The organism is Burkholderia sp. SRS-25 (genome assembly GCF_004343765.1).
GTDB lineage: Bacteria > Pseudomonadota > Gammaproteobacteria > Burkholderiales > Burkholderiaceae > Burkholderia > Burkholderia contaminans.
Genome location: NZ_PTXM01000031.1, coordinates 1 through 26,447 on the forward strand (window position 1 = coordinate 1; position 26,447 = coordinate 26,447).

The 26,447-nt window shown below is 66.7% G+C and carries 20 protein-coding genes; 11 read left to right on the forward strand and 9 right to left on the reverse strand.

Going from position 1 to position 26,447, the window contains the following annotated elements; translation table 11 throughout:
- Window positions 1-217 precede the first annotated feature (217 nt).
- Window positions 218-2,407, reverse strand: a complete 2,190-nt coding sequence (locus tag C5O79_RS33820; RefSeq protein ID WP_122476789.1) for a TonB-dependent siderophore receptor — start codon at window positions 2,405-2,407, stop codon at window positions 218-220.
- Window positions 2,408-2,827: 420 nt separating this feature from the next.
- Between C5O79_RS33820 and C5O79_RS33830 the strand changes: the two genes are divergently transcribed.
- The gene (locus C5O79_RS33830; protein WP_046549726.1) at window positions 2,828-3,274 is read left to right on the forward strand and encodes a hypothetical protein; all 447 of its coding nucleotides are present in this window, start codon (window positions 2,828-2,830) and stop codon (window positions 3,272-3,274) included.
- 26 nt (window positions 3,275-3,300) lie between these two features.
- Here the strand turns inward: C5O79_RS33830 and C5O79_RS33835 are convergent, their stop codons facing one another.
- From C5O79_RS33835 to C5O79_RS33855, 5 genes are all read right to left on the reverse strand, one after another.
- A complete protein-coding gene (locus C5O79_RS33835; RefSeq protein WP_122476786.1) occupies window positions 3,301-4,395 on the reverse strand; it encodes a porin in 1,095 nt (364 codons plus the stop codon).
- 102 nt (window positions 4,396-4,497) lie between these two features.
- Complete coding sequence (locus C5O79_RS33840; protein ID WP_122476783.1) at window positions 4,498-5,841, reverse strand: MFS transporter; 1,344 nt, start codon at window positions 5,839-5,841, stop codon at window positions 4,498-4,500.
- Window positions 5,842-5,997: 156 nt separating this feature from the next.
- The gene (locus C5O79_RS33845) at window positions 5,998-7,059 is read right to left on the reverse strand and encodes an aromatic ring-hydroxylating dioxygenase subunit alpha (protein ID WP_122476781.1); all 1,062 of its coding nucleotides are present in this window, start codon (window positions 7,057-7,059) and stop codon (window positions 5,998-6,000) included.
- 49 nt (window positions 7,060-7,108) lie between these two features.
- Window positions 7,109-8,074: a PDR/VanB family oxidoreductase gene (locus C5O79_RS33850; protein WP_122476778.1), complete on the reverse strand. Its 966-nt coding sequence runs from the start codon at window positions 8,072-8,074 to the stop codon at window positions 7,109-7,111.
- Window positions 8,071-9,150, reverse strand: coding sequence for an aromatic ring-hydroxylating dioxygenase subunit alpha (locus C5O79_RS33855; RefSeq protein WP_122477521.1), 1,080 nt, complete (start codon window positions 9,148-9,150; stop codon window positions 8,071-8,073). The genes C5O79_RS33850 and C5O79_RS33855 overlap by 4 nt, the downstream gene beginning before the upstream one ends.
- Window positions 9,151-9,349: 199 nt before the next feature.
- On the opposite strand from C5O79_RS33855, the gene C5O79_RS33860 reads away from it, so the two are divergent.
- Window positions 9,350-9,838: a MarR family winged helix-turn-helix transcriptional regulator gene (locus C5O79_RS33860; protein WP_039339640.1), complete on the forward strand. Its 489-nt coding sequence runs from the start codon at window positions 9,350-9,352 to the stop codon at window positions 9,836-9,838.
- A gap of 54 nt (window positions 9,839-9,892) precedes the next feature.
- Here the strand turns inward: C5O79_RS33860 and C5O79_RS33865 are convergent, their stop codons facing one another.
- Window positions 9,893-10,639, reverse strand: a complete 747-nt coding sequence (locus C5O79_RS33865; protein ID WP_122476775.1) for a TetR/AcrR family transcriptional regulator — start codon at window positions 10,637-10,639, stop codon at window positions 9,893-9,895.
- 170 nt (window positions 10,640-10,809) lie between these two features.
- Between C5O79_RS33865 and C5O79_RS33870 the strand changes: the two genes are divergently transcribed.
- The 6 genes from C5O79_RS33870 (at window position 10,810) to C5O79_RS33895 (ending at window position 19,154) form a co-directional block, all read left to right on the forward strand.
- On the forward strand, window positions 10,810-11,991 hold the full coding sequence (locus tag C5O79_RS33870; RefSeq protein WP_122476772.1) for an isovaleryl-CoA dehydrogenase: 1,182 nt from the start codon (window positions 10,810-10,812) through the stop codon (window positions 11,989-11,991).
- A gap of 31 nt (window positions 11,992-12,022) precedes the next feature.
- Entirely contained in the window at window positions 12,023-13,630 is a 1,608-nt protein-coding gene (locus tag C5O79_RS33875) for a carboxyl transferase domain-containing protein (RefSeq protein ID WP_039339637.1), read from the forward strand.
- Window positions 13,631-13,649: 19 nt separating this feature from the next.
- Window positions 13,650-14,435 (forward strand): enoyl-CoA hydratase/isomerase family protein, encoded by a 786-nt coding sequence (locus tag C5O79_RS33880; RefSeq protein WP_122476769.1) that lies wholly within the window; start codon window positions 13,650-13,652, stop codon window positions 14,433-14,435.
- 45 nt (window positions 14,436-14,480) lie between these two features.
- The gene (locus C5O79_RS33885; RefSeq protein ID WP_122476766.1) at window positions 14,481-16,478 is read left to right on the forward strand and encodes an acetyl/propionyl/methylcrotonyl-CoA carboxylase subunit alpha; all 1,998 of its coding nucleotides are present in this window, start codon (window positions 14,481-14,483) and stop codon (window positions 16,476-16,478) included.
- 315 nt (window positions 16,479-16,793) lie between these two features.
- Window positions 16,794-16,997: a hypothetical protein gene (locus tag C5O79_RS33890; protein ID WP_039339629.1), complete on the forward strand. Its 204-nt coding sequence runs from the start codon at window positions 16,794-16,796 to the stop codon at window positions 16,995-16,997.
- 42 nt (window positions 16,998-17,039) lie between these two features.
- A complete protein-coding gene (locus tag C5O79_RS33895; protein WP_047851189.1) occupies window positions 17,040-19,154 on the forward strand; it encodes a phospholipase C, phosphocholine-specific in 2,115 nt (704 codons plus the stop codon).
- A 104-nt stretch (window positions 19,155-19,258) separates the two neighbouring features.
- Here C5O79_RS33895 and C5O79_RS33900 read toward each other — a convergent pair whose 3' ends face one another.
- Entirely contained in the window at window positions 19,259-20,581 is a 1,323-nt protein-coding gene (locus C5O79_RS33900) for a galactosyl transferase GMA12/MNN10 domain protein (RefSeq protein ID WP_122476763.1), read from the reverse strand.
- A gap of 442 nt (window positions 20,582-21,023) precedes the next feature.
- Here C5O79_RS33900 and C5O79_RS33905 point away from each other — a divergent pair, with 442 nt between their 5' ends.
- From C5O79_RS33905 to C5O79_RS33915, 3 genes are all read left to right on the forward strand, one after another.
- Entirely contained in the window at window positions 21,024-22,166 is a 1,143-nt protein-coding gene (locus tag C5O79_RS33905) for a DUF2827 domain-containing protein (protein ID WP_047851187.1), read from the forward strand.
- Window positions 22,167-22,953: 787 nt separating this feature from the next.
- Window positions 22,954-23,757, forward strand: a complete 804-nt coding sequence (locus tag C5O79_RS33910; protein ID WP_046549791.1) for an EAL domain-containing protein — start codon at window positions 22,954-22,956, stop codon at window positions 23,755-23,757.
- Window positions 23,758-23,849: 92 nt separating this feature from the next.
- Window positions 23,850-24,266, forward strand: a complete 417-nt coding sequence (locus C5O79_RS33915; RefSeq protein WP_046549714.1) for a hypothetical protein — start codon at window positions 23,850-23,852, stop codon at window positions 24,264-24,266.
- A 195-nt stretch (window positions 24,267-24,461) separates the two neighbouring features.
- Here C5O79_RS33915 and C5O79_RS33920 read toward each other — a convergent pair whose 3' ends face one another.
- Window positions 24,462-26,441, reverse strand: coding sequence for an FkbM family methyltransferase (locus tag C5O79_RS33920; protein WP_122476761.1), 1,980 nt, complete (start codon window positions 26,439-26,441; stop codon window positions 24,462-24,464).
- Window positions 26,442-26,447 lie beyond the last annotated feature (6 nt).

Here is a 26,447-nt window from a genome sequence, read left to right on the forward strand (position 1 = left end):
AGCAGGCGCTCAGCAGATGTGGACGTACATGGACTTCTCCAGACGCAAGCGTGAAGAGTTGCTGGCGATGTGAATATGGGATCGATCTGAAAAGACGTTCAGATGGCCTGATAGCTGTACGAAATTCATTTCAGTGCATATCCGATGTTTGCAATTTTGAGCGTGGGCCGCTGTTTGCCTGCCGGCCCACCCACGCGTGCATCGGACCCTCAGAACTTCAAAACGACACCGTCGTCGTCAGCGTGACGAGCCGCGGCTCGCCGACCGCGATGATCAGGTTGTTGTTGCTCGACGGGTAGTAGGTCTTGTCGAGCAGGTTCTTCACGTTGAGCTGGAAGCGCGTCGGGAACTTGCCGATCGTCGTTTCGTAGGCCGCGAACGCGTCGACGGTCACGTAGCCGGGGAGCGTGAAGCTGTTCGCGGTGTCGCCGGAGCGTGTGCCGACCAGACGTGCGCCGCCGCCGAAGCGCCAGCGGCCGGGCAGGTTCGCGATCGCCGTGTCGTATACCGCGAAGAGGCTGCCCGTATGGCGTGCGACGTTGACGAGCGGCGTGTTGCTGTCGCGATCGTTCGCATTCGTATAAGCGTAGCTGCCGATCACGCTCAGGTGGCGCGTGATCTGCCCGGCGACGTCGAGCTCGATCCCGCGCGAGCGCGCGGTGCCGATCGTCGACGTGAGGTCGCCGACCGTGACCGCGACGTTGCGCTTGTCGATCTGGTAGACCGCGAGCGTGCCGGTGATCGCCGGCTTCAGGCTGAACTTCAGCCCGGCCTCGAGCACGCGGCCGTATTCCGGTGCGAGCGGCGCCGCGACGTTCGTGGCGACGTTCGGCTTGAACGAGCGGCTCACGTTCGCATAGGCGGTCAGCGCCGGCGTGAGCGCATACGCGAGCCCGAACTGCGGCAGCCACACGGTGCCGCGCGAACGGTCGGCGAATACGAACGGCCGCCCCATCCCTGATTCCTGCTGCCAGTTTTCCCAGCGCAGCCCGCCCACCGCGGTGAGGCGGTCAGTGAGCTTCACCGAGTCCTGCACGACCATCGAATACGCATGCACCAGCGAGCGCGAATCGCTCTGCTTCGGGTTGGGCGTGCCGCCCGGCGCGAGCAGGTCGTACACGGGGTCGTACAGGTTGAAGCCCTTGGTCGCCTTGCCACGGATCGTGTCGCCGCGGAAGCTGCGCTGCCGCTCGTATTCGCCGCCGATGTAGATCGCGTGATTCATCCCGGCGAGCGTCACGTTGCCGAGCAGGCCGAGTGTCGCGATCTGGTCGGAGTCGTTGCGCCCGAGGTTTGCATCGGACGAGCGCGTCAGTGCGCCGGTCGCGCTGTTGAACGCGGTGGCGCGGGTGATGGTTTGGTCGTAGCGGTCGCGGCCCCAGCCGTAGGTCGCACGCACGCGCCACGCATCGGAGAAGCGGTGCTCGATGCGCGCACGCAGCGTTTCCTGGATGCCGCTGCTTTGAGACCACGCCTCCTCGTAGCGGCGATAGCGCAGCGCATCGTCGAGCTGGCCGTTCACGAGCACGGTGCCGCGATCGAACGGCGTCGTGTAGTCGACGTACTGGTAACTGACGTCGATCGACGTGTTCGCGTCGTGCCACGACAGCGCGGGCGCGATCAGCGCGTCGCGCTGGCGGCCGAAGCTGCGCCAGTAGCGGCTCGTGTCGTATTGCCCGGTCAGCCGGAACGCGAGCGTGCCGCCGGCGACCTGGCCCGGGTGGCCGACTGGGCCCGTGAGATCGAACGTCGCGCTGCTGCCGCCGTGGCTCGTGCGGGAAGCCGATATCGAGCCACCGAACGTGTCTTCCGGCTTGCGCGTGACGAGGTTGATCACGCCGCCCGGATCCTGCATCCCGTAGAGTAGCGACGCCGGGCCCTTCAGCACTTCGATGCGGTCGATCGTTGCCAGATAGCTGTGCAGCACCGGCGTGCGCACGCCGTCGACGAGCACGGAGCCGTCGTTGTTCGACCCGAAGCCGCGCTTGATGAACGCGTCGCGCGTGCCGCCGAGCGTATTCGTTTGCGTGACGCCGCTGATGTTGCCGAGCACGTCGTCGAGCGAGCGCGCCTGCTGGTCCTGCATCACGCTGCTGCTGACCACCGCGACCGATTGCGGAATTTCCTTGATCGACCGGTTGTCGCCGCCCGCGATGCTCGTGGTGCGCGGCTGATAGCCGACCGTCGGATCGGCGGTTGCCGATGCGCTGACGCTGATGGCCGGGAGTTCGCGCGCGGCCGGTGGCGCGGACGTGGAAGCGGAAGTTGAGGCGGCGGGTTCGGCGTCGGCGCGTTCGGCGGCGGACGCATGCGTGCCGCTCGCGACGCACAGGGTGATCAGGGCAGGCAGGCTCGTGCGCCACGGGCGCAGGGGCCGGGCGCGGCGGGGTGGTCGGCGGGATGGCATGAATCGATGCGAGACGGAGTGCTAAGGATCGGGGTGCGGGCCACGGCGTTTCGCCACGACCAGGACGCGAATAATATATTTAATAAGAATCATTTGCAATTGTAATGAAATGAACGGTGACAAGCGGGCCCTGGTTGCCGGGCCGTTGGCCGTCTGCTACCGTAGCGACCAAAAATCAGAAGCAGTGACATTCAATGAGAGAGCCGGGGGCCGCACCATGTCATTTTCCTGTCACGTCGCGTTCAGCGCGACGCTGCGCACCGCGCACGACCACGCGGGTGAAGAAGTGATCGCAGCCGTGTTCCGCCATTCGAACGATTAAAGCCACGGAAGCGAATTTATCGGGCGTTGCGCCGGGCAGCCGGCGAAGCGCCGGGCTTCAGTCACTTCAACCACCACGCTAGACGGGAGAGACCACCCATGAAGAAGATTTCCGCGCCATTCGCGGCGGCCGCGCTTGCGGCGTGCACGATGCTGGCGGGCGTTCACCAGATCGCCTTCGCGGCATCGGACAACGACCCCGCGATCGACGCGCGTTACGGCGCCGTGATCGAGGCCTATACGCAGGACATGGCCGCCGCGAAGACGAAGTACGACGGCAAGCGCCTCGTGTTCGTCGGCGCCGTGATCCGGATGGGCAGCGATCCGGGCGGCACCTATTTCGGCGCGCTGACGAAGGACGGCGAGCAGTTCGACACGCATTTCGACGTGGCCGACCAGGATGCGCTGAAGCCGAAATTCCCCGGCGGCGAGATCAAGCCGTTCGTCACGTCGGCAGCGTTCCGCTTCAGCTGCGTGAACGAAGGCTATATCGATGCGCCGGTGCTGCCGGGGTTGAAGCTCTCGCACTGCCGGCTCGCCAACTGACCCAGCGCCGGCGCGGGGGCCGGCGTTCAGAACTTCTGCTGGATGCCGGCCATCACGCCGAGCTGGTTCATCCCGGTCCCGACCGTCCCGCCGGCGGCGACCGCGTTCGCCGCCAGCTTGCTGTTGAACATGTAGCCCACCGACGTGTAGACGGTCGTCCGCTTCGACAGGAAATAGTTCGCGCGGCCGACGAGCAGCGTGGCATTCGTGCCGCCTTCGCTGTTTTCGCGGCGTTGCAGGTAGCGTATGCCCTGAAGGTCGAGCGCGAGGTAGGGTGTCGCATAGTACGTGCCGCCGGCGAACACGATATCGGCCTGCAGGTGTTCGGCCGCCGCGAGATTGCGGCGGATCCAACCTGCGCCGAGTTTCGCGGGGCCGATCTTCACGTAGCCGGCGACGATGTCACGCGTATCGGTGTACGCTGGATTGTTCAGCGGGGCGAGCGCGCCGCCACCGCCGCGCATCACGTCGTGCGACGCGGCGATCCCGAAGTTGCTCGCGTCGTACGCGAGCATCGCCGTGTATTGGCGGCAGGCGACGATGTCGCCGGGCACCTGTCCGGCGCAGCCCGTCGCCGACGGTCCTGCCGGCCCGGCCGCGTCGCGGCCGAAGCTGTAGGTGGCGCCGAGCGTCACGCCGCGGAACGTGCCCCTATAGCCGATCGCATTGTCGCTGCGCGCGTTCGGCAGATAGGAATCGAAATCCGCCATCGAATGAATCGACGGGCCGATCACGTCGGCATTGGTCAGCACGATCATCGACATGTTCATCTGGCGGCCGAGGGTCAGCGCGCCGAGCGGACTGTTTACGCCGACGTTCGCCTGCCGCCCGAACAGGCGGCCGCCGTAGTTCAATGCGCCGGTGCCCGGCTGGAAGCCGTTTTCGAGCACGAAGAAGGCCTGATAGCCGCCGCCGAGATCCTCCGTGCCTCTCAATCCCCACCGTGACGGCACCTCGCCGGTCAGCGTCGGCATGCCCGTGAACGATCCGCCGTGCGCGGCGTTGTTGTAGTAGGACACGCCGGTATCGATGATCCCGTACAGCGTGACGCTGCTTTGCGCGCAGGCCGGCCCGGCCAGCGCCATTGCCGTCGCGAGCGCGACGCCCAGTTTCGTTTTCATGTCTGTCTCCAAACAGTATGTAGATATGCTTATCGATTTTTATGGTGACCCGGACGAGTCCGGGATGCCGACGGGTATCGGCAAGACTGCGCGCGTCGCGTGTTACGACATCGCCGGGTCGCGTTGCCGGTGCGGTGCCGCGGCACGCGAGCCCGCTACGGCGACGGCGATTGCCGCGCCGGCCATCGGCAGGAGGAACGCGAGATAGAGATGGGACACGGACCAGCCGTCGTCCAGCAGCGCACCGACCGTCATCGGCGACAGGATTGCGCCGAGGCGACCGATGCCGACCGCGAGGCCGATGCCGGTCGTGCGGATTTCGGCGGGGTATGGCGTCGGCGACAGCGCATACATGCCGGCCACGCACGCATTGATCACCGCGCCGAGGAACACCGCGACGGTCATCCCGATGCCGAGCGAGCCGGTGTTCGCGCCGAACACGACCATCAGCGCGCCGCCGAGCAGCAGGGTCGCGCCCAGCAGGTTGCGCAGGCCGAAACGCGTCGACAGCAGGCTGAAGAGCGAGGCGCCCGCAATGCCGCCGAGGTTGAGCAGGACGCCGCCGGTGACGCCCTGCGCCGCCGACAGCCCGGCCTGGACCAGCAGCTTCGGTGTCCAGCTCACGACGAAGTAGAAACTGCCCATCACGAGGAAGAACGCGATCCACAATGCGATCGTGCGGCGCGCGAGCGGTGCGCGCAGCACGGCTGTCCAGCTCGACGCGGGGCTTGCCGTGTCGATGGACGAGGTCGTGCTCGGCAGCGCATCGATCGGTGCGCGCTTCATCCTCGCGAGGATGCGGTTGATTTTTTGCAGCGCGTCGTCGGGGCGCCTCGCCAGCAGGAAATCGAGCGATTCCGGCAGCAGCGCGAGCACCATCGGGATCGCCAGCAAGGTCAGGATGCCGCCGAACGCGAACACGCTGCGCCATCCCCAGGTCGATAGCAGGTAGCCGGCGATGACGCCGCCGGCAGTGGCGCCGATCGCGTAGCCGGTCGACTGCATGCCGATCGCGGCGCTGCGCCATTTGTTCGATGCGTACTCGCCGCTGATGACGGTCAGGCTCGCCAGCATGCCGCCGATGCCGAGCCCCGTGTACGCACGCGCGATGGCGAGTTGCAGCGTGCCGTGCGTGGCCGCGCAGGCGAGCATCCCGGTCGAGATCACGGCGAGGCAGAGCAGGATGATGCGGCGGCGGCCGACGCGGTCGGCCAGCGGCGCGATCAGCACCGAGCCGATGCCCATGCCGGCGAGCCCGGCACTCAGCAGCAGGCCGATTTCCTTGCCGCTCAGTTTCCATTCGGCCGCCAGGTGCGGCGCGGCGAACGCGACGGCCAGCACGTCGAAGCCATCGAGCATGTTCAGCACGACGCAGGCCGTGACCGCCATCGTCTGGAATGCGCTCATCGGGGATTCGTCGATCGTATTGCGGATATTTGCGCTCACGTCAAAGATCCTTCATAAAGTAGTATGACTAATCAAATGGAATGGCATCGAAGCCGGCCGCAACGGATGGGATGCAAGCGAATGCGCGGGCTGACGGGCATTCCCGGAGACCTCCCGCTGCGGCCGGCAGGCACCGCTGGTGCGCCGGCAAGATGCTTACGCGGGTTCGGGCTGCAGCAGCAGCCGCTCGATCACACGCCGCGCACGATTGGGGCCCGCGTCGACGTGAATGTCGAGCTGGCGACGCTCCGGAAAGCGCAGCTGATTCCGGTATTGCGCTTCGATCACGGCCTTGTCCTCGTCGAACGTCGCCGCGGATTGCTCGATGACCGTTTGCGCGACCCGCTCGACGTCGTGTTGCGGATTGGTCGCGACGGTCCAGAAGTAGTGCGTCGTCGTTTCCGTCTCGGGCGTGATGCCGTGGAAGCCGCGCATGTGAAGGCCGCCGCGCGCCGGATCGTGCAGGTCGCCGGTGCCCGCGTCGATCGCGCCGGTCCAGATCCGGATGTGCGACACGTGGAACTCGATTTCCTGCCAGCGATCGACGCGGGCCGCGAACGGCCATGCGGCGGTGTAGGTCGGCGGCGGGACGGAATCCGGCATCCGGCGAACCAGTGTCACCGTGTCGCCGTCGCTGCTGACGCGGGTTTCCGCGCCCATGTGCAGCGGTGCGTTGCCGCCGATCGTTTTCAGATGGACATAGCCGAGGTGGCTCAGGTCCATCAGGTTGTCGTGAATCAGTTGATACGGCGCGTCGTAATGGTAATGGCCGCCGCCGAACCGGTATTGCGGATCCGTGTGGAACGTGTAGCGCGGCGGCGCGCAGGTCGGTCGAGCGTGTGCGTCGGCGCCGATCCAGATCCACACGATCGCGTCCTGCTCCTGCACCGGATACGACGACACGCATGCCGTGGCCGGAATCCGGTCCTGCCCGGGAATCTCCACGCATGTGCCGCCGCGGTCGAACAGCAGGCCGTGATAGCCGCAGCGCAGGCCGCGCGCTTCGAGCGAGCCGCACGACAGCGGCAGCGACTTGTGGCAGCAGCGATCCTCCAGCGCACCGACTTCCCCGGAAGGCAACCGAAACAGGACGACCGGATGGCCGAGCAGCGTGCGGGCGATGGGTTTGTCCGTCAGTTCGGTTGACAGCGCGGCGACCCACCATCGGTCGACCGGGAATTTAGCAGTATTGATTGATGGCCCGGCATGTTGCTCCATTGATCGTCTCCAGTATTGTGGTCGGCCGCCTCGTGTCGGGCGTATCCGTCTACAGATCGAGTACCAGCAGGTCCGTTCGTGCTCGCGAGCAGCAGGGCATGAACTGGTCGCCGGCGGCTTTTTCGTCGTCGGTCAGGTATGCATCGCGGTGATCGGGCTCGCCTTGCAGCACGCGTGTCAAGCACGTGCCGCATACGCCTTGCTCGCACGATGTCAGCACGTCGACGCCGTTTGCCGCCAGCGCCGCGATGACCGTGCATTCGGCCGGCACGTCGATCACTTGGCCGCTGCTCGCGATCCGCACCTGGAACGCGCGATCCGCGCCGGACGCCGCAACCGCGCCGCCGAAGAACTCGTAGTGCAGTCGCGCTTCCGCCCAGTCGCGCTCGCGCGCGGCGTTCAGCACCGCATCCATGAAGCCGCGCGGCCCGCATACGTAAAGGTGCGTGCCTTCGGGCGCCTCGGCGAGCACGGCGGCCAGGTCGAAGCGTTGCTCGGGCGCGCCGTCGTCGACGTGGAAGCGGGCACGATCGCGGAACCCGGCCGCGTTGATCCGCTCGACGAACGCCATGCGGTCGGTCGAGCGCGCGCAGTAATGCATGTCGAACGCGACGCCGGACGAGTGCAACCGTTCCGCCATGCTGAGGATCGGCGTGACGCCGATCCCGCCTGCGAGCAGCAGGTGGTGCGGCGCGTCGGGCGCGAGCGGAAACTGATTGCGCGGCAGGCCGATCCGCACGGTGTCGCCTTGCCGGACTGCGTCGTGAATCGCGCGCGATCCGCCGCGACCTTCGGCATCGCGCAGCACCGCGATCTGGTAGCGATCGCCGTGCTCCGGGTGGTTGCACAGCGAATACTGGCGCACGAGCCCGCCCGGCAGATGCACGTCGATGTGCGCGCCGGCGTCGAAGCGCGGCAGCGGCGAGCCGTCATCGCTGACGAATTCGAAGCCGCAGATGTCGCGCGCTTCCTGCCACTTGCGGGCTACCCGGACCGTCAGCGTCGCGGCGCTCATGACGCCTCCTTGATCTGCGTGACCGGAATCACGGGCCGCTGCGGGCTCGACGCGTTCTCGTCGGCGAGCAGCCGCTCGATCACCTTGCGCGACAGCACGCCGCCCGCGTCGATGTTGAGCTTGAGCAGCTTGCGGTCCGGCCACTGCTCGAGGTTGCGCTGCTGGCGCTCGAGCATCTCGAGATCCTCGGCGAAGATCTTGCCCTGGCCTTCGCGGATCTCGGCGGTCAGTGCGTGATCGTCGGGCCGGAAGTTGCGCGCCATCCCCCAGAAGTACCAGATCGAGGTGTCCGTCTCGGGCGTGATGAAATCGACGACGATCGACGACGCCTTCAGGTCGGCCGGCGCGTCGTAGCCGCCGTGGCCCGCATGCGCGACACCGACTTCGATCATCACGTGGCTCGGCGGCGCGAAGCGGCAGATCTGCCAGCGGTCGACCGGCACGTCGTCGGCGAGCCCGTTGCCGCGCAGCGCCATCCGCCAGAACGGCGGCGGCATCACGTTCTCCATGAAGCGGCTCGTGACGACTTCGTCGCCGTGGCTGGTGGTCTTCGGCGGCGCTTCGTCGATTTCCTTCTGGCCGATGCTCGTCGCATGCACGTAGGTCTCGTGCGTGAGATCCATCAGGTTGTCGATCATCAGCCGGTAGTCGCAGCGGATGTGATACAGGCCGCCGCCATGGGCCCAGGCCGGGTCTTCCGCCCACGCCAGCGCGGGCAGTCTGGCGGGATCGGCTGCCGCCGCATCGCCCGGCCAGACCCAGATGAATCCGTACCGCTCGATCGCCGGGAAGCTGCGAATCGGCGGGAAGCCGCCGACACGCTGGCCCGGCATGCCGGCCGCCTTGCCGTTGCAGCCCATTTCCAGCCCGTGATAGCCGCACACGAGTACGCCGTCGCGCACGAATCCGAGCGACAGCGGGGCACCGCGGTGCGGGCAGAAATCCTCCAGCGCGGCGACCTGGCCATCCGCCGCGCGGTAAAACACCATCGACTCGTTGCAGATCTTGCGGCCCAGCGGCTTGCCGTCGATTTCATCGGGCGTGCATGCCACGTACCAAGCATTCTTGAGAAACACGTTCGTCGTCTCCTTCAGGTCGATGCCGCCGGTACGCGGCATCTCTTCATTCCGTGTACTGAATGAGATTCAGTGTACTCATCGAGATTGGCTGGAGCAAGGCGGGCGGTATACTGGTTTTCCCGGGAAATGGCGCGAGGCAGCGCCATGCCGTCGGCGCGTGCAACCGGCATGCGCCGCTTATGTCATCGACTCATTCATGGAAAAAACGAATCCCGCCGACCTGCCGGTTTTCCCGCTCGATCTGTACGACGAGCCCGGGCACCTGATCCGGCGCGCGCACCAGATCGCGGTTGCGATGTTCTACGAGAAGCTGGGCCGGGACGTGACGCCGGTGCAGTACGCGGTCCTGCGGATGCTGTACGAGTGCCCGGGGCTCGATCAGGTGACGCTCGCGCAGCGGGTCGCGCTCGACACGTCGACGACCGCGGATCTCGCGGTCCGGCTCGAAGCGAAAGGGTTGATCGTGCGCGAAGTGCTGCCGCGGCGGCAGCGCCGCCTGCTGCTGACGCCGGCGGGCGTCGAACTGCTCACGCACCTGATTCCGTCGGTGAAGGAATTGCGTGCCGGCCTGTTCGACGGAATGGGAGAGGACGATTCGCAGGAACTGATGCGCCTGTTGCGCAAGTTCGTCCATTTGAACAACGAGCAGAGCCGCGCGCCGCTGCGCGTCGGCGACGAGTCGTAGCGCCCTCGAACCCCGCAGCGGCGGGGAAGCGGCGGGCGCGCTGCCCGCCCCGCGTCACCCGCGCGTGCTTTCGCCTTCCAGCCGCCGCACGGCTTCCGCCACTTCGTTCCTGAAGCGCACGAGCGCCGCCTGTTCCGGCGCCGGCGGTTGCACGGCGGCCCACAGCATGTCGACGAGCTGCGTGGCCGTCGTTTCCGTATCGAGCTTGCGGTGCCCGAGGATCGCATCCCACAGCACGTGCTCGATCGGCCCGAACACCATCGAGCGCAGCAGGCTCAGCGGCAGGTCGGTGCGCACCTGCCCGGCGGCCTGGCCGCGCGCGAGCACGCCCATCAGCGGCGCGGTGTAGCGGCGCTGCAGCGCGGTGAGCTCGTCGCTCAGCGCGTGCTGCTTCGCGCGGCCTTCCGACAGCACCAGTGCGCACAGGCCCGTGCCGTTCACCAGCATCAGCCGCAGGTGGGTGCGCACGATGAACGCGAACTGCTGCTGCACCGACGCGTCCTGCGGCATCCCTGCCTCGAATGCGGCGATGTTTTCGTCGTACCAATCCGCGATGACGCGCGCACACAGCTCCCGCTTGCCGCGGAAGTAGCTGAACACCGTCGCCTCCGACACGCCCACGCGCTGCGCGATTTCGGCGGCCGTCGCATGCTCGTAACCCTTTTCGGCGAACACTTCCCGGCCGGCGCGCAGAATGTCCTGCACGCGTTGCTGGGATTTGCGCCCGGCGGGCGCGCGCGAGGTATCGGCGCGGTCGGCTTTGACGGTGGCGGTCATGGTGTCGGCGGTAGCGGCTGTCATCTCGGCATCATATCTGAGTATCACTCAAAAAACTATTGACGACGAACCCGGCGAGGCGCGAAACTGTGCAAAATTTCCGCAGTATTAGTCAATGAATCTGGGTATTCATTCGATTTGAGCTAAACTCAGAAATCGGTGGGTGCCACACACTTTCTGGAGACGGAGGAGACATGATCAACCTGCCCGGTGTGCAATTCATGCTCGGTGAAGACATCGAGATGCTGCGCGACGCCGTCGCGACGTTCGCGGCGAAGGAAATCACGCCGCGCGCGGCGGAGGTCGACCGCACCGACCAGTTTCCGATGGATCTGTGGAAGAAGTTCGGCGATCTCGGCGTGCTCGGCATGACGGTGGCCGAGGAATACGGCGGCGCGAACATGGGCTACACCGCGCACATGGTCGCGATGGAAGAGATCTCGCGCGCATCGGCATCGATCGGCCTGTCGTACGGCGCGCACTCGAACCTGTGCGTGAACCAGATCCACCGCAACGGCACCGACGCGCAGAAGCAGAAGTATCTGCCGAAGCTCGTGTCGGGCGAACACATCGGCGCGCTCGCGATGAGCGAGCCGAACGCCGGCTCCGACGTCGTCAGCATGAAGCTGCGCGCGGACAAGCGCGGCGACCGCTACGTGCTCAACGGCACGAAGATGTGGATCACCAACGGCCCCGATTGCGACACGCTCGTCGTTTACGCGAAGACGGACGTCGAAGCCAACTCGCGCGGCATCACCGCGTTCATCGTCGAGAAGGGGATGAAGGGTTTCTCGGTCGCGCAGAAGCTCGACAAGCTCGGCATGCGCGGCTCGCACACGGGCGAGCTGGTGTTCCAGGACGTCGAAGTGCCGGAGGAGAACATCCTCGGCCAGCTCAACGGCGGCGTGAAGGTGCTGATGAGCGGCCTCGACTACGAGCGCGCGGTGCTGTCGGGCGGCCCGACGGGCATCATGGCCGCGTGCCTCGACGCGGTGGTGCCGTATATCCACGACCGCAAGCAGTTCGGCCAGGCGATCGGCGAATTCCAGCTGATCCAGGGCAAGGTCGCCGACATGTACACCACGTTCCAGGCCTGCCGCGCCTACCTGTACGCGGTCGGCCGCCATCTCGACTCGGCCGGCAGCGACCACATCCGCCAGGTGCGCAAGGACTGCGCGGGCGTGATCCTCTACACGGCCGAGAAGGCGACGTGGATGGCCGGCGAGGCGATCCAGATCCTCGGCGGCAACGGCTACATCAACGAATACCCGGTCGGCCGCCTGTGGCGCGATGCGAAGCTGTACGAGATCGGCGCCGGCACGAGCGAGATCCGCCGGATGCTGATCGGCCGCGAGCTGTTCGCGGAAACGATGTAACGCCCCACGTCACGCGAACGGAGCTCCGTCGATGCCGATCATCGAATCGAAACTGAACCCGCGCTCGGAAGACTTCCGCGCGAATGCCGCCGCGCTCGAGGCGGTCGTCGCCGACCTGCGCGCGAAGATCGAACAGCTCGCGCAAGGCGGCGGCCAGGCCGCGCGCGACAAGCACCTGTCGCGCGGCAAGCTGCTGCCGCGCGACCGCATCGCGCAACTGCTCGATCCGGGCGCGCCGTTCCTCGAGTTCTCGCAGCTCGCGGCGAACGGCATGTACAACGACGACGCGCCGGGCGCGGGCGTCATCACCGGGATCGGCCGCATTGCCGGCCGCGAATGCGTGATCGTGTGCAACGACGCGACGGTCAAGGGCGGCACCTACTACCCGGTCACCGTGAAGAAGCACGTGCGCGCACAGGAAATCGCCGCGGAAAACCGGCTGCCGTGCGTATACCTCGTCGATTCGGGCGGCGCGAACCTGCCGAACCAGGACGACGTGTTTCCCGATCGCGACCACTTCGGCCGCATCTTCTTCAACCAGGCGACGATGTCGGCGGCGGGGATCGCGCAGATCGCCGTCGTGATGGGCTCGTGCACGGCGGGCGGCGCGTACGTGCCGGCGATGAGCGACGAGTCGATCATCGTGAAGGAGCAGGGTACGATTTTCCTCGGCGGGCCGCCGCTCGTGAAGGCCGCGACCGGCGAGGAAGTGAGCGCCGAGGATCTCGGCGGCGGCGACGTGCATACGCGCCTGTCGGGCGTGGCCGACCATCTCGCGCAGAATGACGCGCATGCGCTGTCGATCGCGCGCAACATCGTCAGCCACCTCGCACCGAAGATCGCGCCGCCGGTGGCGCTGCGCGAGCCGAAGCCGCCGCGCTACGACGCGAAGAGCCTGTACGGCGTGATTCCGGTCGATACGCGCAAGCCGTTCGACGTGCGCGAGGTGATCGCGCGCATCGTCGACGATTCCGAGTTCGACGAATTCAAGGCGCGCTACGGCACGACGCTCGTCACGGGCTTCGCGCACATCTGGGGCCACCCGGTCGGGATCGTTGCGAACAACGGCATCCTGTTCTCCGAATCGGCGGTGAAGGGCGCGCATTTCATCGAGCTGTGCTGCCAGCGCAAGATCCCGCTCGTGTTCCTGCAGAACATCACGGGCTTCATGGTCGGGCGCAAGTACGAGAACGAAGGCATCGCGCGGCACGGCGCGAAGATGGTGACGGCCGTGTCGAACGCGAAGGTGCCGAAGTTCACGGTGATCATCGGCGGCTCGTTCGGCGCCGGCAACTACGGGATGTGCGGCCGCGCATTCGGCCCGCGCTTCCTGTGGATGTGGCCGAACGCGCGCATCTCGGTGATGGGCGGCGAGCAGGCCGCGTCGGTGCTCGCGACGGTGCGCCGCGACGGCATCGAGGCGAAGGGCGGTTCGTGGTCGGCCGAGGAAGAGGACGCATTCAAGCAGCCGATCCGCGATCAGTACGAGCGCCAGGGCCATCCGTATTACGCGAGCGCGCGGCTGTGGGACGACGGCGTGATCGATCCCGCGCAAACGCGCGACGTGCTGGGCCTCGGCCTCGCTGCGTCGATGAACGCGCCGATCGAAGACACACGCTTCGGCGTGTTCCGCATGTAACGGCCGGGAGGGCTGAACGATGCGATACGAAACGATCAAGGTAAGCGAAGCCGGCCGCGTGGCGACCGTCACGCTCGCGCGTCCCGACGTGCGCAACGCGTTCAACGAGACGACGATCGCCGAGCTGACCACCGCGTTCGAATGGCTCGACGCGCACGAAGGCGTGCGCGCGATCGTGCTCGCCGCGGAAGGCGCGGCGTTCTGCGCGGGCGCGGACCTGAACTGGATGAAGAAGATGGCCGGTTACTCGGACGACGAGAACCGTGCCGATGCGCGCAAGCTCGCGCGAATGCTCGAGGCGATCCATCGCTGCGGCAAGCCGGTGATCGCCCGCGTGCATGGCGATGCGTATGCGGGCGGCGTGGGCCTGGTGGCGGCGGCCGATATTGCGATCGCCGCCGACGGCGTGAAGTTCTGCCTGTCGGAAGCGCGGCTCGGGTTGATCCCCGCGACGATCGCGCCGTACGTGGTGCGCGCGATGGGCGAGCGCGCGGCGCGCCGCTACTTCACGACCGCCGAGGTGTTCGACAGCGCGCGTGCGGCGTCGCTCGGCTTCATTCACGACGCGGTGCCCGCCGAGGCGCTCGACGACACGGTCGCGAAGCTGGCCGCGACGCTCGTCGCGAATGGCCCCGACGCGGTGAAGGCGTGCAAGCGGCTCGTCGCCGACGTGGCAGGCCGCCCGCTCGACGCGACGCTGATCGAGCAGACCGCCGACTGGATCGCGCGCACCCGCGCCGGCGCGGAAGCGCGCGAAGGGATTGCGTCCTTCCTCGAAAAGCGCACGCCGTCGTGGCGTGAATGATCGCGCAGCGCGCGTGACCCCCTCTTTCCGGACGACACCGAAGCCATGTTCGACAAGATTCTGATCGCCAACCGCGGCGAAATCGCGTGCCGCGTCGCCGCGACGTGCAAACGTCTCGGGATCGCGAGCGTCGCCGTCTATTCCGACGCGGACGCGAACGCGAAGCACGTGGCCGCGTGCGACGAGGCCGTGCACATCGGCGGCTCGGCCGCCGCGGACAGCTACCTGCGCATCGAGCGCATCATCGAAGCCGCGCGCGCCACCGGCGCGCAGGCCATTCACCCCGGCTACGGCTTTCTGTCGGAGAACGAAGATTTCGCGCATGCGTGCGAATCGGCCGGCATCGTCTTCATCGGGCCGCCGGTCGACGCGATCGCGGCGATGGGTTCGAAGGCCGCCGCGAAGGCACTGATGCACGCGGCCGCCGTGCCGCTCGTACCCGGCTATCACGGCGACGACCAGGACGCGGCCAACCTGCATCGCGAAGCCGACGCGATCGGCTATCCGGTGCTGCTGAAGGCCAGCGCGGGCGGCGGCGGCAAGGGGATGCGCGTGGTCGAGCGCTCCGACGATTTCCCGGCGGCGCTCGCGTCGTGCCAGCGCGAAGCCGCGAGCAGTTTCGGCAACGATCGCGTGCTGATCGAGAAATACCTGACGCGCCCGCGCCACGTCGAGGTGCAGGTGTTCGGCGACACGCACGGCAATACCGTGTACCTGTTCGACCGCGACTGCTCGGTGCAGCGCCGTCACCAGAAGGTGCTGGAGGAAGCGCCGGCGCCCGGTTTGCACGACGACGTGCGCCAGGCGATGGGTGAGGCGGCCGTCGCGGCCGCGCGTGCGGTGAATTACGTCGGCGCGGGCACCGTCGAATTCATCATGACGGGCGAAGCGTTCTACTTCATGGAGATGAACACGCGCCTGCAGGTCGAGCATCCGGTCACCGAGATGGTCACGGGCCTCGATCTCGTCGAGTGGCAACTGCGCGTCGCGTCCGGCGAGCCGCTGCCGCTGAAGCAGGACGAACTGCACGTGCAGGGCCACGCGCTCGAGGCGCGCCTCTATGCGGAGAACCCGGCGCGCGGCTTCCTGCCGTCGACGGGCACGCTGAAGCACCTGCGGCTGCCGGCCGGTGTCGAGTTCGCGATCGGCGCCTCGGTGCGCGTCGACAGCGGCGTGCGCGAAGGAGACGCGATCACGCCGTTCTACGATCCGATGATCGCGAAGCTGATCGTCCATGGCGCGGACCGTGCGGAAGCGCTGAGCCTGATGCTGCGTGCACTGCGTGCCTGTGAAGTGGTCGGCCTGCATACGAACGCCGCGTTCCTGCAGCGGATCGTTGCGTGCGCACCGTTCGCGACGGCCGATCTCGACACGGGCCTGATCGAGCGCAACCACGACACGCTGTTCGCGCCGCAGGAGCCGCCGCGCGCGATGCTTGCGCTCGCGTGTGCGGCGCTGCTTGCACGCGAACGCGGCGCGACCGCGCAGGGTTCGTCGCCGTGGGGCGCGCTGCCGGACTGGCGGCTGAACGGCGGCTATCGCCGCACGCTCGAATGGCACGCGGCCGAACGCGAAGCGAACGTGACGGTGACGTACGAGGACGACGGCGCGGTTGCGCGCCTCGCGATCGGCGACGCCGCCGCGCAACCGTTCGTGTGGACGCGGGGCGCCACGCCGCTCGATTTCGACGTGACGCTCGGCGGCGTGCGCAGCAGCGGCCGCGTGTATGCGGACGGCGACAACTTCCACGTGTTCACGCAGGGCGCGGCCGAGACGTTCGAATGGCGCAACCTGCTCGCGCATGCGGGTGACGCGGAGCAGGGCGGTGGCCGCCTGACCGCGCCGATGCCCGGCAAGGTGATCGCCGTGCTGGTCGAGCCCGGCCAGAAGGTCGAAGCGGGTACGCCGCTGATCGTGATGGAAGCGATGAAGATGGAGCACACGATCGGCGCGCCGAGCGCGGGCGTGGTCGCGGAAGTGCTGTACGGCGTCGGCGACCAGGTTTCGGATGGCGCGCAATTGCTGATGATGGCGGAGGGCTGAGCGCCGCCTGTTTCACCGTATGCGGGCCGGCTGCTGCGGCTGCCGGCCCGTCAATGAAGCTTCGCGATTCGTTTCACAACCGGGATTGCGACGGGCCTGCTTCGATCGCTACGGCAAAACGAAGTAATGCGAATCTTTCGATTGCATTACGTTTCACGCTCTCTTCCGCCCCGACACGTGCCGCCATCTGCGTGCACGCCGCTCGCGTCTTGGCGCGACACCATCGTGTAACACGTCGAAATTAGCATCTCGCCGTCGATATGACCGGTGCGCACCCGCGCCTGTGTCACGTCATCACCTCCACGGAGAGACGTTATGCGAAACTCGGCCCTACGGCCCTTCGCGGTCGCTGGTCTGATCGCGCTGACCGCACTCCTCGGCGCCTGCAACGACGACGTGACGGCACCCGCCGCGCCCGTCGCGCAGCAGAAGGCCGCTTGCGGCGGCGGCGTGGTCGCCACCGCGCAGATGCACTGTCCGCCCGGATTCACCGCACCTGCTTCCTCGCCCGCTTCCTGATCCCGGCCGTTTCCACCAGAAATCCAATCAAGAGCAACCAGCATGGCCACCCATTCGCGACGCGACTTTCTGAAGTTCTCCGCCGGCCTCGCCGGTGCGACCGCCGCCACCGCACTGCTGCCGGAATCGATCCGCAAGGCGCTGGCGATCGAGCCGAATTCCGTGACGGGCACGATCCAGGATGTCCAGCACATCGTCGTGTTCATGCAGGAAAACCGCTCGTTCGACCACTACCTCGGTCACCTGAGCGGCGTGCGCGGCTACAACGACCGCTTCCCTGTCACGCTGCCGAACGGCAAGCCGGTGTGGTTCCAGCCGCGGCAGGAGGACAAGACGAGCGTGATCGCGCCGTTCCGCTACGACACGACCAACCCGGGCGTCAACGCGCAATGTATCGGCGGCCTGCCGCATACGTGGGCGACGACGCACGGCGCGATAGACAACGGCCGCGCGGATCAATGGGCGGTGCAGAAGTCGAACATGACGATGGGCTATCACGTCCGCGACGACATTCCGTTCCACTATGCACTCGCCGATGCGTTCACGGTGTGCGACAACTACTTCTGCTCGATTCCGGGCAATACGCACCCGAACCGCATGTATCTGATGACGGGCATGGTCGACCCGCTCGGCACGGGCGGCGGCCCGCTGCTCGACAACACCGACTACATCGACAACCAGTTCGACAAGGTCCAGTTGCCGCCCTTCAGCTGGACGACCTACCCGGAGCGCCTCGAGAAGGCGGGCATCTCGTGGCAGATCTACCAGCAGGGTACCGGGTTCGACAACTTCACCGGCAACTACGGCACGAACATGCTCGCGTGCTTCAACAACTTCGTGAATGCGCCGGCCGGCTCGTCGCTGCAGACGCGCGGAATGAGCACGCGCCCGATCACGCAGCTGAAGGCCGACGTGCAGGCGAACGCGCTGCCGCAGGTATCGTGGCTGCTGCCGCCTGCCGCGTATTCGGAGCATCCGAAGTTCACGCCGCTGTACGGCGCGTACTACCTGTCGACGATCCTCGATGCGCTGACGTCGAATCCGGACGTATGGAGCAAGACGGTCCTGCTCGTCATGTACGACGAGAACGACGGCTTCTTCGATCACGTCGTGCCGCCGTCGGCGCCGACGCTGCCGGGCTCCGGCATGAGTACGGTGGATGTGTCGCTCGAGCGGCACAACGTCGTGACCTCGACGCAGACGGGCACATACACGGCCGACAACCTGCCGTACGGCCTCGGCCCGCGCGTGCCGATGTTCGTGGTCTCGCCGTGGTCGAAGGGCGGCTTCGTCTGCTCGCAGGTCTTCGATCACACGTCGGTGCTGCAATTCATCGAGAAGCGCTTCGGCGTGATGGAAACGAACATCTCGCCATGGCGCCGCGCGATCTGCGGCGACCTGACGTCGGCGCTCGACTTCTCGAAATCGGATGCCACGCTGCCGACCCTGCCGAGCACGCAGGCGTATGTCGCGCAGGCGGACCTGCAGTGCTCGCGCGCGTCGTCGCAGACCGCGCCGGCCAGCACCGCGCAGCAGGTCGTGACGGCGCAGGAACCCGGCACGCGGCCGGCGCGCGCGCTGCCGTACGAACTGCATGTGACCGGCCAGCTCCAGGCGCAGGGCTACGCGCTGACGTTCGCGAATACCGGCACGCAGGGCGCGCACTTCTGGGTCTATACGGGGGACGCGACCGCGATGCCGCGCCGCTATACGGTCGAAGCGGGCAAGCAGCTGACCGATACGTGGGCGCTCGACGCGAACGGCAACTACCTGGTGAGCGTGTGGGGGCCGAACGGTTATTTCCGGCGTTTCGCGGGGTCGGCCGCGGCCGATGCCGGCGCGAAGCCTGAAATCACGCCGTGCTACGACACGGCCAACGGCGACGTGTACGTGACGATCGCCAACGCGGGCACCGGCACGCTCACGGTCACGGCTACCGATGTCGCGTACGGTGGCGCACCGCGCACGCTGACGGTGCCGGCAGGGCAGCGCGTCGAGGCGCGCTGGGATCTGTCGTGCAGCAGCCACTGGTACGACCTGCAGTTCGCGGTGGCGGGGAATGCAGGATGGACGCGCCGCATCGCGGGGCACGTCGAAACCGGCAATCCCAGCCTCACCGATCCGGCCGCCGTCGCGCCGACGATGACGGCGATCTGACCGTAGCCCGTGCGTGCCGGCGGCTTGCCGGCACGCGATGAGCGCCGTCTCTCGGGAACTTGATTGTAGTCATCCAGCGGGTTTTGCCGCTTCGAACCTCTGCGTCAGCCCAGCACCCCGTCGTCGTGCGCCATCATCAGCGCACGCATCGCGGACCACATTCCGTAGTAGTGCACGATGTGGCTGTCCGCGCGGCGAAACAGCCACGGCGTGTTGAAGCTGACGAGATCGGCCACGCCTTCGCCGTGCAATTGCCCGTCGCGCTCCATCGCGCGAATGAAATGCAGCTGGTCGCCGTCGCTCGCATAGACGCTCGACCGGTCGTGCAGCGCGGTGATCGTCGTCATCATGTCGCGCAGCATCGCGTCGTTGCGCCCGGTGCGCCGGAAGGCCATCACGCCCGAGTTGAACGCCCACTGGCCGAGGTCGTGTGCGAGCAGCCAGTCGCGCCCTTCGAGCAGCGGCGCCAGCGCTTTCTGCTGGTCCGCGATCAGCACGTCGGCATCGAGCCACACGACCCATTCGTGATGCTGCAGGTACGCATGCAACAGCCACGGCTTGAACCAGTTGCCGGTCGCGTTCAGGCCGATTTCGGCCGGAATGTCGCGATGCACGTAGAGCGTGTAGCCGTGCGTGTCGCAATAACGCCGGAAATTCCGTTCGGCGACGCGCGCATAGCTGCCGATGTTCGGCGTGTAGAGCGTCATCAACGCGATCGGGCTGCCCGGATTGTAGGTGCTGCGCTCGGCGGCTTCGTCCGGCGTATTGGCGGCGGCGTGATCGAACGAGAACATCGGCCGGCCAGCGGCACGGCATCGATTGACGTACGCCACGAGCGCGTCGCGGAAACGGCGCGTCGTGCCTTTCCGTTCGGGATCGTGCGGCGTGTCGTCGATGCTGATCGCGAACGTCGGTTCGCGGCTCCACATCGGATCGAGGTCGGGGCTGGTCGGCATGACCGGATACACCCCGTCGATCGGGGTCATGTGGTGATGCGTGTCGAGCGCCGCGAACAGCGCGGCCTCCGAGGTCAGCCGCGGTTCGCTGCCGAGCTTGCAGCGCTGCACCAGCTGCATCACGATCGCCCGCACGGCCGCCGTATTGCGCCAGATCTGCACGTCGACCTGCGGCAATGGGGGCGCGAACGCGTCGACGAACAGCATGTCGCGGCCGCTCATCAGGCGGTCGAGCGCGACGGGCTCGATGATCGCCGCATCTTCGCTGAGCAGCAGCACGAGTTCGTCGGGCTGCGCGCCGCGCAGCACATGGAGCAGTGATTCGTAGCGATGGAGCGGCCGCAACGGCAGCGCCTGCGGCATCGCGGAGGCGTCGACGATTTCGTGGCGATAGCCGTGCGCCTGCGCGTATTGCCGGTGATTCTCGAGGCTCGCGGGTGCGTCGTGACTGAAATGGCTGAGGACGATCATCGCGGGCTCCGACGGCCTCGAAGCGGGTAACCGCGGGCGCCGGGCGCGGGGTGTGCCGGCACGGCATCGCGGCCGGGCACGCGTTCCGGCGCGTGCCGCCCTTGCTCGTGACGGATAGTCCGGAAGACTTGCGCGGCGTCGCGTTCCATTCTGTCAGCCATGTTTTCGCAGCGTTGTTGCGAGGTCTTTTTCTGCACGCGCCGGATGCCGATACCGTCCGGCCATCCCCCGGCATCCCGGTCGCGCGGCGGGTCGCCGGAGTATCGCACAACCGTCTCGCCGATTTGCATGCGGCGGCCGCGCGCTGACCATCCCTGACAGTATGGGGCCGGCGCTCCGCTAGAATGCCGGCTTGCCGCCGGCGCGCCGCTTGACGCGGGCGGCGCATCGCGCGCTACACTGCGTCCATTCCATCCCCATCCAACCTTCCATCCTGCCGACGATGACGTCTCCTGTCCTGAACGGCCTGCGCATCGGTATCACGATCGGACTGCGTGCCCCCGACGAAAGCCTGTGGATCAACGGCATCAAGCAGAACGCGTTGTTTCTCGCGAAGCTGCTGATGGCGTCGCCGCACGGCTACCGCGTGACGCTGGTCAACACCACCGATGTGCCGCTCACCGATGCGCTGCCGTGGGATCGCAACGTATTCGACACGCGCACGTTCGACGACATGAAGGATTCGCTCGACGTGGTGATCGAGCTCGGCGGCCAGGTCAACGGCGAGCAGACGGCGTACCTGAAGGCGCGCGGCGCGAAGCTCGTCAGCTACTGCTGCGGCGTCGAGTACATCAACGTGATGGAGTCGATGCTGTTCGGCCGCCGGCTGTGGGATTCGCTGTTCATCAACCGCGGCTACGACGAGGTGTGGGCGATTCCGCAGATCGCGCCTTCGTCGCTGCCGTTCCTGCAGTCGCTGCGCCGCTGCCCGGGGCGCGTCGTGCCGTTCGTGTGGGATCCGATGTTCCTGAGTGCGCGCGCCGCGCCGCTGCCCGAGCACGGTGAATACCGCCCGCGCAGCGAGCCCGGCAAGCGCCTGACGGTGATGGAGCCGAACCACGACGTGGTGAAGTTCTGCGTGTATCCGATGCTGATCATCGACGAAGCGTATCGGCGAGACCCCGACGCGATCTGCTTCACGCACGTGACGAATGCCGACCGCCTCGCACACGACAGCCCCGAGTTCGTGATGCTGATGAACTACCTCGACATCGTGCGCGCGGGCAAGGCGAGCTTCGTCGGGCGCTTCGATACGCCGCTGTTCCTGGCCGACCTGACCGATATCGTCGTGTCGCACCAATGGTCGAACCCGCTCAACTATTTCTATTTCGACGTGTGCTGGCAGGGCTATCCGCTCGTGCACAACGCGAGCCTCGCGCCCGATCTCGGCTACTACTATCCGGACAACGACGTGCAGCAAGGCGCCGATGCGCTGCTGCGCGCGCTGCATACGCACGATGACGACTGGGAAGCGTACACGCGGCGCCAGCGCCAGATCCTCGGCCGCTATACGTCGGCCAATCCGGCACTCGTCGCCGAATACGATGCGCTGCTCGCGAATCTGGTCGGCGCATCGGCCGCATAAGGCCTTATCTTTCGCGCGATGCACACCGTCGCGCCGAATCCCGCCATCGGGATAGTCCCGCCCTAATGTCTGACGAAATGGTGCCGTTAAAAAAGAAACCGCCGAACCCGATCGGTTCGACGGTTTTGAAGGCACGAATTTGACGGCTCCGAGGGAAGTCCGTCGGAAATCATTTTAAAGGTTAACAAGTATTTAAGATTGTTAAAAATGGTTCAATCGATAATCGTCATATAAATTAAATTGATATTATCGATTCAGGGCTGTCAGATTCCAGTTTGAAAATTTAATAATTCGTTTGAAACAATAAAATTGAATGCTGCAATGATCGAATGACGTGCGGCAGCCGATTTCAGACGTAGGGCAAACGGGCTGGAGCGCCTCTGCGGTAGGCCTGGTAGCGGGTGATGAAACGATGCCTCACGGGCCAGTATTGATCAGATCAATTCGGGATTTCCTGATTTTCGGGATCCATGAGTTGCAGGGGAATTGAGTCGGATCGGGTTGTTTAGGTAAGAGAAATAAACAGTATCCGGATCGGAGTTCCATAATTTGCATTAGTGTGGCCTGTCGCACATTCGATATCGCGTGCGCATGGTGTATTTCCAGTTACTGAATATCGTGAAAAATATCGAATTTGACGGCGCGCCGAAGCGAAAAGTACGCTCCCGGAAAAGATCGACATAACAGGATGGCCGGGTAGGCGGCGGAGCGCGTCATGGTCGGCTTGCTCCGCATGTTTCTTGAGGTCGAGCCGCGATCGGCGGCTCGCCATTTGCCGGAGCGCCGGATGAATGCGGTCGAAGCTCGCCTGGAGGCGAATCGGGAAGCGAATCGTGACGAAATCGATCTCGTGTTCGGCGCCCCCGACGATCATCCCGACCTTGCGTCGGTACGCAGTTTCGTGGAAAGCCGGCTCGGGTTCGCACAGGAGCCCGTGTGCCGGGCCGACCTGTCGGGTGGTGTGCTGTACCAGGAGTGCCTGGCGCGATTGCGGTGGGGCGAGCGCGATGCGCTGCCGCCGGTCGCGTTCCTGCCGCGCCTCGAGGCGCTCGGGTTGATGCGGTGGTTCGACCGGCTCGTGGTCGGCCGGACGATCGACGCGCTGCGCGCCGATCCGGCTGCCGTCTACGGCTGCAACGTGGCGGCGGCGAGTGCGGTGGTCGACGACGCGTGGCTGGCCATCTTCAGGCGGCTCGAGCGCGAGCCGTCGGTCGCGGCGCGTCTGGTGGTCGAGATCACGGAGACGGGGCCGCTGAATCCCGTCGCGGGGCGATCATTCGTGAGCCGCTTCCAGCGGGCCGGGTGCCGCATCGCGATCGACGATTTCGGTGTCGGCTTCAGTGCATTGAACAACCTGGTGGTCGGCAATCCCGACATCGTGAAGCTCGACCGGTCGATTCTGTCGATGATCAAGCGCAACGCGATCGGGCGTTACCAGTTTCGCCGGCTGATCGCGTTCGCACATGAAGGTGCGCGACACGTCGTCGTCGAAGGCGTGGAGAGCGAGGTCGACCGGCAGATCATCGTGGATGCCGGCGTCGCCTGGGCGCAGGGCATCCGTTTTTCGTGGCGGTCGCCGGCCGCCGCGTGACGGCGCGGGAACGGGCGAGGTGGCGTGCCGCATGCACGCCGATATCGGGCGTGATCGGCGCGTGGCCGGGACGAATCGCAAAGGGGTCGAGCATGGCAGGGACGAAGGCCGGAGGCGGAACGGGCACGCAGGCGACCGGTGCGCGCGACCTCGTCGCGATCACCGAGCTGGCCGACATGCTGTGGCAACTGGGCGCCGAATCGACCGATGTGCCGATCGACGTCGCGCCGTATCTCGACGGCCTGAAAGCCATTGCGCGCCGCATTCAGCGAATGACGCCGCTCGACGCCGGCGGCCGCGAGCTGGCGGCGCGGCACTATTACGCGGCCGTTATCGCAGGCGCGTGCGGCGACGATTCGGCCATCGCGCGTGGCGTATCCGACAGCCTCGTCAAGCAATCCGGCAGCGCCAGCCGGCCGGTGGCGCATTGCTTTGCGGTGCTCGCGCGGATGGGGCGGCGGCATGGCCGTACGTTCGCCGCGCAGAGCGGCGATCGGGTGCTGGTCTAGCGCCTGTTCACGCCCGTCACGGGCCAAGCGGTCAAGCCGGAGGCCGTGTATTTCACCGAGCAGGGTGGCGGGCGCGGGGCCGTCGTGATCGTCGACGTGAATGAGCCGTCGCAGGTCCCGGCGCTCGCGGAGCCGAGACGCGCGGCCCGCGTCGACATCCTCCGTACGCCGCGGCCCCGATCCGCATCCCGTCGATCAATCCTTCCCGAAGCCGCCGAGCACGAACGCCATCGCGCGGTCGACCGCGTCGTCCCATTGCCCGACGCGCGCGGCGCGCACGATCCGGATGCCCGGATAGAGCGCGGTGCGCGAGCCGGTTTCCCAGCGCGCGTCGGCTTTCGGGCTGAGCAGCAGCACGGCCGGCACGCCGAGCGCGCCGGCGAGGTGGATGTGCGCGGTGCAGGTGGTCACCACGGCATCCAGCGCCAGCATCAGCCCCGCCAGGTCGCTGAAATCGCCGATCTCATGATGCGGGAACGTCACCGGCAGGTCCGATTGCTCGGTCTGCGCGGACAGGTCGCGGTTGATGCAGTACGCGGCGTGGCCATGCATCCGCGTCAGCGGCGCGAGGTCGCGCAGGCTGGCCGCGCGATGGAAGCGCGCGTCGCTTTCGTCGCGCCCGCGCCAGTTGAGCCCGATGCGGCGGGTGCCGGCGGGGTGGCCGTCGCGCTGCACGCGCTCGCGCCACGCGGTCGCGTGCGCGGGCGGGCACGACAGGTACGCGGCGGCCGAGCCCGCGGGCGCCGGCGCGTAGCCGAACTGCGCGGCGAGCATCAGGCACGAACACCAGTAGTCGTGCGCGAGTTGCGACGTGTCGACCCATGCGCCGTGTGCGCCGATGAATTCGATGTGCGGGAACGTGTGACGCAGCAGGCCCGTCAGCGCGTCCGGCACGACGACGGTCACGCTCGTGCAGCCGAGCGCGCCGAGCGTAGGCAGGTAGCGCGCGTACTGGAGCTGGTCGCCGACGCCGCCGTAGCTGAGCACGAGCAGCCGTTTGCCTCGCAGCGGCTGGCCCTGGTAGAGCCGCTCCGTCGGCAGCCCGAACTGGGTGGCCGTCAGCACGTTTTCGCTGGCGATGGTGGCGCGGGCGGCCTCGTCGCGCCGGCCGGCGCGCAGCAGCAGCGCCGCGCGCGCGAGTTCGATGCGCCCGCGCGTCGCGTCGGGCAGGGCGGCGGGATCGCCGAAGCGTTCGAGCGCCGCGAGCCCGGCTTCGGGTGCGCCGGCGAAGCCGTAGCACGACGCGAGCTGCAGCGCGATCGCATCGTCGTCGAGCCCGCGGTCGCGCGCACGCTGCCAGCGGTCGATGGCATGACCCCATTCGCCGCGCGACTCGTGGTCGAGTGCGAGATTCCAGTTCGTTTCGGGCGCCTCGGCGTCGGCGGCTGCGGTTGCCGCTGCCGGGAGCGCCGTATCGTTTTCCGCCTTAGACGTGACGGCGAGCGGATCGCCCGAGATGATCAGCTTCTGCCGGTCCCAGCGCGGGTTCGGCACACACAGCATGTTCAGGCCGTCGATCCGGTAGAACGTGTAGTCGAGGCCGGCGAACGTGGCGATGATCGGCGCCTCGCCGACTTTCCAGTATTCGATCCAGCACCACGGCAGATGCGTCTCGATCAGCCGGCGCGCGCCGCGCAGCGCGTCGATCTCCATCCCTTCGATGTCGAGCTTCAGGAAATCCAGCCGAGGCAGCCCGAGCGAGTCGAGCCGCACGACGGGGGTCGGCGTGCCGCCGTCAGCCCGCCCGTCGACGAGCGAGACCTGGCCGAAGTCGGCCTCCTGTCCGTAGTCGACGTCGGGCACCTTCATCGTCCCGTTGGTGCTGGCGAGCCCCATGTTCAGCAGATGGACGTTGTCGAGCTGGTTGAGCGCGACGGTGCCGCCGAGCGCATGGAACAGCGTGCGCTGCGGCTCGAACGCATACACGCGGCCGCCGCGCGCACGCAGCCGGTGCGCGATCGGCACGCACACGAGCCCCGCATTTGCGCCGCCGTCCACCGCGATCGCATCGTCCGGCAACTGGTCGATCACGTGCAGGATCGTGTCGAGCTCGCCCTGGATATGCGGCCGGCCGGTCTTGATCAGCGCTTCGGCCTGAAACGCGCAGTGCCGGTTGATGACGAACGGGCCGTGAATCGAATCGATCACGACGAAATTGCGGACGGTCTGATTCATGGATGC

Coding starts and splice junctions, on each gene's coding strand:
- C5O79_RS33905 (WP_047851187.1), top strand. CDS start 21,024: ATGACGTCTCCTGTCCTGAACGGCCTGCGCATCGGTATCACGATCGGA.
- C5O79_RS33885 (WP_122476766.1), top strand. CDS start 14,481: ATGTTCGACAAGATTCTGATCGCCAACCGCGGCGAAATCGCGTGCCGC.
- C5O79_RS33835 (WP_122476786.1), bottom strand. CDS start 4,395: ATGAAAACGAAACTGGGCGTCGCGCTCGCGACGGCAATGGCGCTGGCC.
- C5O79_RS33820 (WP_122476789.1), bottom strand. CDS start 2,407: ATGCCATCCCGCCGACCACCCCGCCGCGCCCGGCCCCTGCGCCCGTGG.
- C5O79_RS33865 (WP_122476775.1), bottom strand. CDS start 10,639: ATGACAGCCGCTACCGCCGACACCATGACCGCCACCGTCAAAGCCGAC.
- C5O79_RS33915 (WP_046549714.1), top strand. CDS start 23,850: ATGGCAGGGACGAAGGCCGGAGGCGGAACGGGCACGCAGGCGACCGGT.
- C5O79_RS33860 (WP_039339640.1), top strand. CDS start 9,350: ATGGAAAAAACGAATCCCGCCGACCTGCCGGTTTTCCCGCTCGATCTG.
- C5O79_RS33895 (WP_047851189.1), top strand. CDS start 17,040: ATGGCCACCCATTCGCGACGCGACTTTCTGAAGTTCTCCGCCGGCCTC.
- C5O79_RS33850 (WP_122476778.1), bottom strand. CDS start 8,074: ATGAGCGCCGCGACGCTGACGGTCCGGGTAGCCCGCAAGTGGCAGGAA.
- C5O79_RS33900 (WP_122476763.1), bottom strand. CDS start 20,581: ATGATCGTCCTCAGCCATTTCAGTCACGACGCACCCGCGAGCCTCGAG.
- C5O79_RS33890 (WP_039339629.1), top strand. CDS start 16,794: ATGCGAAACTCGGCCCTACGGCCCTTCGCGGTCGCTGGTCTGATCGCG.
- C5O79_RS33880 (WP_122476769.1), top strand. CDS start 13,650: ATGCGATACGAAACGATCAAGGTAAGCGAAGCCGGCCGCGTGGCGACC.
- C5O79_RS33875 (WP_039339637.1), top strand. CDS start 12,023: ATGCCGATCATCGAATCGAAACTGAACCCGCGCTCGGAAGACTTCCGC.
- C5O79_RS33910 (WP_046549791.1), top strand. CDS start 22,954: ATGAATGCGGTCGAAGCTCGCCTGGAGGCGAATCGGGAAGCGAATCGT.
- C5O79_RS33870 (WP_122476772.1), top strand. CDS start 10,810: ATGATCAACCTGCCCGGTGTGCAATTCATGCTCGGTGAAGACATCGAG.
- C5O79_RS33845 (WP_122476781.1), bottom strand. CDS start 7,059: ATGGAGCAACATGCCGGGCCATCAATCAATACTGCTAAATTCCCGGTC.
- C5O79_RS33830 (WP_046549726.1), top strand. CDS start 2,828: ATGAAGAAGATTTCCGCGCCATTCGCGGCGGCCGCGCTTGCGGCGTGC.
- C5O79_RS33920 (WP_122476761.1), bottom strand. CDS start 26,441: ATGAATCAGACCGTCCGCAATTTCGTCGTGATCGATTCGATTCACGGC.